The organism is Chryseobacterium sp. S0630, assembly GCF_024158915.1.
In the GTDB taxonomy this organism is placed as follows: Bacteria; Bacteroidota; Bacteroidia; order Flavobacteriales; family Weeksellaceae; genus Chryseobacterium.
Window position 1 is genome coordinate 22,746 of sequence record NZ_JAMZGF010000063.1, and the last position, 8,160, is coordinate 30,905.

Genomic DNA, 8,160 nt, shown 5'->3' on the forward strand with positions numbered 1-8,160 from the left:
ACTATTTTCTGTGGCTAAACCGGTTTTAAAACCAGACCGCTAAGCTCGATGTTATATAGAAATTTCCTTTTTTAAAATCATCATTCTTCGCAAAAATGGCATCTTTAGCCGTAAAACCTCTCGCTTCTGTACGGAAAACTACATTTTTGAATATGGCATAGTCTACATTCAGAGAATATCCGAATGTCTGAAATCCATTGGGCGTTTCTGTACTGATAATCACGCCATTTTTATCATTATAATATTCCAGTCTTCCTGCCAGTGCCCATTTGCTGTCAAACTGATACTTCATCTGAACATTCGGGCTGTACCAGATGTTATACTGCTCGCTTCCTTTTGATTTCTGCTCAGCTCCGATATCAAATCCCAATATAGCCGAAAACTGATCTGTCAGCTGAAAGCTTCCGTACAAATCATGGAAATAACGCATTCTTTTATCCTCTTTCGCTTTATCATTTCCCACGAATGAGCTGCTGTTCAAAGTAATTTTATCATTAGGTTTATACGTTATCTGATGTCCGAAAGAAATACTCTGGTTTCCTTCAGGTTTGGCAATTCTCTGCCATCCGTTTAGTACCAGTCCGCTTAAAAACCATTTCCCGTTATCTGTGGTATAAGAAATTTTGGCTCCTGTTTCGAAATATGGAGAGTTCTCAGCGGCTAAACTTCTTGTCAGATTCACATTATCCTTTCCTATGGCACTTTCCCATCCGATATGTGAAGGCATGATCCCGGCATCAATCCATAAATTCTTATTCTTTGATATTTTGATTCCAACATTGGCTTCGTTTACATAACGCAGTGCATTTTGTTCTGCCGCCATATTATCCTGGGCATAAGTTCCGGCCATTAAAGCAACATTGGCACGGATATTTTCACTCTGGTAATTGGCTTTAACCAATCCCAGATTGAGATTCATTTCATTATGTCTGTTATATGAGTATAAAAAATTCTGACGCATATGGTTGCCCGGCTCATTAAAATCATAGGTATAAAAAAGTTCTGCATAAGCGGAAAAGGTCACTTTATTACTTGTTTTTAATGAATCTGATGACTGGGCTTTTGAGAAAAACATTCCCAATACGGCTCCTATAACTAAATATTTTTTCACTTTTATTAAGGTATGTTAATCATGTCAAGGTTTAAAATCTTGACATGATTATCGGTTATTAAATTTATTATTTTAATTGATCTAAAGCGATATTAAGCTTCAGAACATTTACTTTTGATGGCCCGAAAAGTCCTAAGAAAGGCTTTTCAGTTTGATTATTAACTAAGCTTTTGATCTGTTCTTCTGAAAGACTTCTCATTTTGGCAATTCTCTTTGCCTGGTATAAAGCTCCTTCCTCAGAAATATCAGGATCCAGTCCGCTTCCGCTGGCAGTTACCAATTCTACAGGGACTTTAACACTACCCATTTCAGGATTATCCATTTTCAGAGTATCAATTCTTTTCTGTACAATTTCCAGATATTCTTTATTGCTTGGACCTTTGTTGCTTCCTCCGCTTCCTGCTGCGTTATAATTGACAGAGGATGGACGGCCATGGAAATATCTTTCAGACTTAAATTCCTGCCCGATATTAGCATAAAACTTCTGCCCTTTGTTGTAAATAATTTCTCCGTTTCCTTTGTTCGGAAGTATTTTAGAACCTCCATAAACAACTGCCAGATAAATACCTGTAACGACCAACATTACAAGAGTTAATCTGAATGCTGAAACAATATGATTTTTCATTTTTTAAATTTTAATAGAATAAACTGATTACCATGTCAATAATTTTGATCCCGATGAACGGAACGATTACTCCGCCTAACCCGTAGATCAAAAGGTTTCTTCTCAATAATGCACTTGCACCAATCGGTTTGTAAGCCACTCCCTTCAACGCCAGTGGAATCAGGAACGGAATGATTACCGCATTGAAAATAACCGCTGATAATATGGCTGTTTCAGGACTGTGAAGGTTCATAATATTCAGCTTCTGAAGAGAAGGAATAAAAGTGATAAACAGTGCCGGAATAATGGCAAAATATTTCGCCACGTCATTCGCAATACTGAAAGTGGTCAATGTTCCTCTGGTCATCAGCAGCTGCTTCCCGATTTCCACAATTTCGATCAGTTTTGTAGGGTCGTTGTCAAGGTCTACCATGTTACCGGCTTCTTTGGCTGCCTGTGTACCACTGTTCATTGCTACCCCAACATCGGCTTGAGCCAGTGCCGGCGCATCGTTGGTACCGTCTCCCATCATGGCTACCAGCTTACCTTCCTGCTGTTCCTTTTTGATGTAATTCATTTTGTCTTCAGGTTTAGCTTCGGCAATAAAGTCGTCTACTCCTGCTTTTTCTGCAATGAATTTTGCAGTCAGAGGGTTATCTCCGGTTACCATTACCGTTTTCACACCCATTTTTCTCAGTCTCTGGAAACGTTCCTGAATTCCGGTTTTAATGATGTCCTGAAGTTCAATAACGCCCCATACTTTTTCGTTAACGGCTACTACTAAAGGAGTTCCTCCGTTTTCAGAAATTTTGGTTACCGCATCCTGGGTTTCCTGTGGGAAGATATTCCCGGCTTTTTCAGTCAGTTTTTTTATCGTATCATAAGCTCCTTTACGGATTCTTGTTTCATCAAAATCAATTCCTGAAGTTCTTGTTTCCGCAGTAAAATCAATGTAAGTAGGATTAGCAACTAATAAATCTTCAGATTTCAAAGCACTCAGTTCAATGATGGATTTTCCTTCCGGTGTTTCATCCGCTACAGAACTTAATGCTGATGCTTTAATAAATTCTTCAAGCTGAATTCCATTGGCAGGGTGAAATTGAGTTGCCTTACGGTTTCCAATGGTAATTGTTCCTGTTTTATCAAGCAGCAAAACATCAATATCTCCTGCTGTTTCTACTGCTTTACCACTTTTGGTAATCACATTTGCTCTTAATGCTCTGTCCATCCCCGCAATTCCGATTGCAGAAAGCAGACCTCCGATAGTTGTCGGAATAAGACAAACGAAAAGAGATATAAATGCCGCTATGGTAATCGGAGTCTGCGCATAGTCTGCAAAAGGCTTTAAAGTGAGGGTAACAATAATAAATGTAAGCGTGAATCCTGCTAAAAGTATGGTTAATGCGATTTCGTTGGGTGTTTTCTGTCTTGATGCTCCTTCTACAAGGGCAATCATTTTATCCAGGAAGGATTCTCCGGGTTTTGTAGTTACTTTTACTTTAATTCTGTCTGAAAGTACTTTTGTCCCTCCGGTTACAGAACTTTTATCTCCTCCGGCTTCACGGATGACAGGTGCACTTTCTCCGGTAATAGCAGACTCATCAATGGTAGCAAGACCTTCAATAATCTCCCCATCCATCGGAATCTGATCTCCGGCTTCACAAAGGAAAATATCGCCTAATGTCATTTCAGCAGACATCTTCAGTCTTGTTTCTACCTGAAATCCCGGCTTGTTATCAAGTACCAGTTTGGCCGGCGTTTCCTCCCTTGTTTTTCTGAGGGTATCAGCCTGCGCTTTTCCTCTTGCCTCTGCAATAGCTTCTGCAAAATTGGCAAACAGAACGGTGAAAAATAAAATAATAAATACTAAAAAGTTATAGGAAAAGCTTCCCTGGGATTTATCACCAGTAAGACTGAACATGCTTACGATAAACATGACAATGGTTCCGATCTCCACCAGGAACATTACTGGATTTTTAAACATAATTTTCGGATTCAGTTTTACGAAAGACTGTTTGATTGCTTCGTTTACCAAATCTCTTTGAAATAATGTTTGTGACTGATTTTTCATTTTTTGAAAGAGTTTATATCATTGTAAATCAATAATCACCATTAAGGTCTGCCCAATAATAAGGATAGATATGGATAATATTAAGTGAACGTTTCGTAAGTGTCAGACTAGCTTCCTCAAACTCTTCGGCTTCCTTAATGGTTGAATATTGATTATAATTTTTAATGTTCACATTTATTTAGAGAAATACTGAATCTGCTCTGCGATAGGTCCTAATGTTAATGCCGGGAAGAAAGACAGAGCTGCAATCAGTAAAATCACTGCCAGTGTCATAAATCCGAAAGTAGCCGTATCTGTTTTCAGTGTTCCTGAACTTTCAGGGATATATTTCTTCTGTGCTAATAACCCTGCAATCGCTACCGGTCCTATAATCGGGATGAATCTTGAGAGTAGCAATACAATTCCCGTTGAAATATTCCACCAAGGAGTATTATCTCCAAGTCCTTCGAATCCGGATCCGTTATTCGCTGCAGAAGAAGTAAACTCGTACAGCATTTCACTGAAACCATGGAAACCAGGGTTGTTCAATGTTTTTGCTCCAAATTCTGGTAGATAAGCCGTTAAAGCTGTTCCTGCAAGAATTAAGAAAGGATGGAATAAAGCCACGATCATCGCAATCTTCATTTCTTTGGCTTCAATCTTTTTACCCATAAATTCCGGGGTTCGTCCCACCATCAGACCACTGATGAATACAGCCAGAATAATAAAGATGAAATAGTTCAGAATTCCGACCCCACAGCCTCCGTAGAAGCAGTTAATCATCATCGCAAGGAGTTCATTCATTCCGGAAAGAGGCATTGTACTGTCGTGCATCGCATTTACAGAGCCTGTAGAGATTACCGTTGTAGCAATACTCCAATAACCGGATGCTGCACTACCGAAGCGGATTTCTTTACCTTCCATAGCTCCCAGGCTGTTGTCAGCTCCCATTTGTGTAATCAAAGGATTTCCACCTGTTTCATTCACGATATTCGGAATAGTAAGTGCCAGAAAACCGACCGTCATTACCGTAAAGATTACCCATGAAAGTTTTCTTTTATTCAGATAAAAACCTAATGCAAATACCAATGCAAACGGAATAATCATCTGAGTGACCATCTCTGTCATATTGGTGATATAATTGGGGTTTTCAAGCGGATGCGCAGAGTTTGCCCCGAAAAATCCACCTCCATTAGTTCCTAAGTGTTTGATCGCTACAAATGCAGATACAGGACCTCTTGAAACATCTGCTTTCTGGCCTTCCAATGTTATAACATGATCTTTACCTTCGAAAGTCATCGGACTTCCGTTGATGGATAATATTAATGCAACAATCACGCTGATCGGAACCAGGATTCTGATCATTGATTTAGTGAAATAATCGTAGAAATTCCCAAGTTCGGTACTTGTTTTTTCTTTAAAAGCTTTGAAGAGAACCGCCATTGCTGCCATTCCCGTTGCAGCCGTAACAAACTGTAAAAACATCAGGTAAAGCTGGCTCAGATAACTTACTCCTGTTTCTCCTGAATAATGCTGTAAATTACAGTTCACTAAGAATGAAATGGTTGTATTAAAAGCCAGATCGGGTGACATATTCGGGTTTCCATCAGGATTTAAAGGGAGCCACGCCTGATTCAACAAAAGAAGAAAACCAATGATGAACCAGATCAGGTTGATTGCCAGCATGGCATACATATTCTGTTTCCAGTTCATCTGGCGGGCAGGATTAATTCCCGAAACTTTATAAATTAACTTTTCAATGGGTTCAAAAACCGGATCCAGAAAAGTTTTTTTGTATCCATAGACATTAGCTATATATTTCCCTAAAAAAATTCCGATAACTAATGTAATAGCAAACATTGCTATAGTGCCTAAAATTTCTGTATTCATGACCAATTAAAATTTTTCAGGTTTAATTAAAACATAACAGATATACACAAAGGCAAGTATTGAGAGGAAAAATAAACTCCACATAATTTATATTCTATCAAAAAATTCAACTGATTTACATAAAAGCCAAAACAACACTGCAAAAAGCAGAATTAAACTTATGAGCATCATATCTTAATCATTAGGGTTAAAAGAGTCAACAATACGTACGATACAATCAGCAAACTAAAAGTAGAATGCTCCCGTTTTTTAAACGTTTTTCTTGAAATTGTCATTTTTAAATATTTTATTCAGAGACTATATGCCAAAAGAAAGTCCATTTTGAAAAAACAACACTTAAAATATTGAATAACAAATAATTAAACCCAAACACAAAACTCTATAAAAACAGAAAAGCCTATCAAAATGATAGGCTCTTTATTAAAATGATAAAAGAATTATTTCAATCCGTATTCTTCGAGTTTACGGTATAGCGTGGCAATGCCAATCTCCAGTAATCTGGCTGCTTCTGCTTTGTTTCCTTTTGTATACTGTAATACTTTTTGGATATGTACTTTTTCCAGTGATCGGATACTCAAAGAATCACTTTCAGGAACTGTTTTTTCAGAATAGTGAGGAAGACTTTCAGCATCAAGGACATTGTTATCCATTAGAATCAAACTGCGTTCTACTGCGTTTCTCAACTCACGGATATTTCCTTTCCAGTCATTTCTCTCTAAAACTTTATAATATTCCGGATCAACCTGAACCGAAGACAAGTGAAGTTTATTTGAAAAAATATCTACAAAGTTTTTTGCAAGAGCTTTAAGGTCTTCTTTTCTTTCTCTTAATGCCGGAAGAGTGATCTCAAATACATTCAGTCTGAAATAGAGATCTTCTCTGAAATTACCCTGCTTTATTTCATCTTCTAAATCCCTGTTGGTTGCTGCAATCAATCTGAAGTCTGACTTTGAAACTTTAGTTTCCCCCATTTTGATAAATTCCCTAGTTTCCAAAACCCTGAGCAATTTTGCCTGAAGTTCTATAGGCATCTCACCAATTTCATCCAGAAACAGAGTTCCTCCGTTGGCTTCTTCAATCAATCCTTTTTTATCTTTAACAGCACCGGTAAAAGCACCTTGTTTGTGACCAAAAAGCTCACTCTCAAGTATCTCCTTACTGAATGCAGAACAATTGATCGCTACAAAACTATTTTTCTTTCTGTCACTTCCTTCATGAATAGCACTGGCAAAAACTTCCTTTCCTGTACCGGTTTCACCTGTAAGAAGGACGGCAGCATCCGTTAAAGCCACTTTTTCAGCCAATTTCTTAGCCTGTAAAATTAGAGGTGATTTACCTATAATCTGGTCAAATCCCTTCACAACCGTCTGCTGAACAACTTTTGATTTGTTATCCTTTACCTTATCCAGAGCTTTATATACCAATGGGATGATTTTTTCATTATCATCTCCTTTTACCAGATAATCGTAAGCACCATTTTTCATCGTCTGCACAGCATCTGTAATATTCCCGAATGCCGTCATCAGGATAATCTCTAACTGCGGATACTTAGTTTTAATGGATTTTACCAATTCTACTCCAAAAGCATCAGGCAGCCGTACATCACTCAGAACAACATCAAATTCATATTGCTCCAGCATCGTCATTGCTGAACGTGCCGTAGAAGCTTCTTTTACATTAAAATTTTCTTGGGAAAGGATCATTCCTAGTAATTTAAGGAGTTTGATCTCATCGTCGATAATCAGAATATTTCCTGACATTATAATTATTTTTGGAAAACTAGTACAAACTTATTGAATTTATTCGAGGAAAACAGAGTTATGGAAGGAAATAGTTTTTGAATAATTTACCAAGTTTAAGGAGCCAATCCCGCTATTCATTCATACTCCTCGCTCCTGCGCTTTCCCATAATCAAACCCATCAACTCTCCTACACAAGCTGCGGGGTAACCATTACTATCGGGGCTAAGAGATGAATGATAAATTATAAGTTATGAATGATGAGTTTTGGAATATGTGGTTCTGAAGTTCAAGTTAGAATGACAGGTTTTAAATCTTGGTTCTAACTATCTGCTCTTATTTTAATTGCTACACTGCCCTTCCAATTGTTTCATTCCGTAGGAATCCTGATCTGTTTATTAGAACTTTAAAGATTATAAACGCAGTATCAGGGTATTTAAAAACAACGGAGTGTAGACTCCTGCGGAGTGACAAGCGTGAGGTAAAGTAAAAAAGTATTGAAGGTAAAGACGGGAAGCCTGAAGCTGGAGCATGGAGGATAAAAAAGCAAGGAAGATAAAGGAGATTAGTCATAGTGACTTATTATCTATTACTTATTGCTTATTGCTTATTACTCATTACTTATGTATATGCTGTGTTTGTTTTAGTTTTGGGGGTTGTGTTTGTTTTGGTGTAGGTACAGGTATAAAAACAAAAAAACCTTTATCGTAAAGATAAAGGTTTTTTAAAAATAAAATAAAAACTGGCGGCGGCCTACTCTCCCGCG

6 protein-coding genes are annotated in these 8,160 nt (G+C 37.7%); all 6 read right to left on the reverse strand.

All coding sequences use genetic code 11. The features are described 5' to 3' along the window. Positions 1-25 precede the first annotated feature (25 nt). Complete coding sequence (locus NK356_RS20355; RefSeq protein WP_253317898.1) at positions 26-1,111, reverse strand: porin; 1,086 nt, start codon at positions 1,109-1,111, stop codon at positions 26-28. Positions 1,112-1,178: 67 nt separating this feature from the next. Beyond that, the gene (gene kdpC / locus NK356_RS20360) at positions 1,179-1,736 is read right to left on the reverse strand and encodes a potassium-transporting ATPase subunit KdpC (RefSeq protein ID WP_253317899.1); all 558 of its coding nucleotides are present in this window, start codon (positions 1,734-1,736) and stop codon (positions 1,179-1,181) included. Positions 1,737-1,746: 10 nt separating this feature from the next. Continuing rightward, a complete protein-coding gene (gene kdpB, locus NK356_RS20365) occupies positions 1,747-3,786 on the reverse strand; it encodes a potassium-transporting ATPase subunit KdpB (protein ID WP_034700251.1) in 2,040 nt (679 codons plus the stop codon). Positions 3,787-3,814: 28 nt separating this feature from the next. Then, positions 3,815-3,958 (reverse strand): hypothetical protein, encoded by a 144-nt coding sequence (locus NK356_RS20370; RefSeq protein WP_253317900.1) that lies wholly within the window; start codon positions 3,956-3,958, stop codon positions 3,815-3,817. Between the two features lie 2 nt (positions 3,959-3,960). Further along, on the reverse strand, positions 3,961-5,655 hold the full coding sequence (kdpA, locus tag NK356_RS20375; protein ID WP_253317901.1) for a potassium-transporting ATPase subunit KdpA: 1,695 nt from the start codon (positions 5,653-5,655) through the stop codon (positions 3,961-3,963). Between the two features lie 437 nt (positions 5,656-6,092). After that, positions 6,093-7,415, reverse strand: coding sequence for a sigma-54 dependent transcriptional regulator (locus tag NK356_RS20380; protein WP_253317902.1), 1,323 nt, complete (start codon positions 7,413-7,415; stop codon positions 6,093-6,095). Positions 7,416-8,160: the final 745 nt, after the last annotated feature.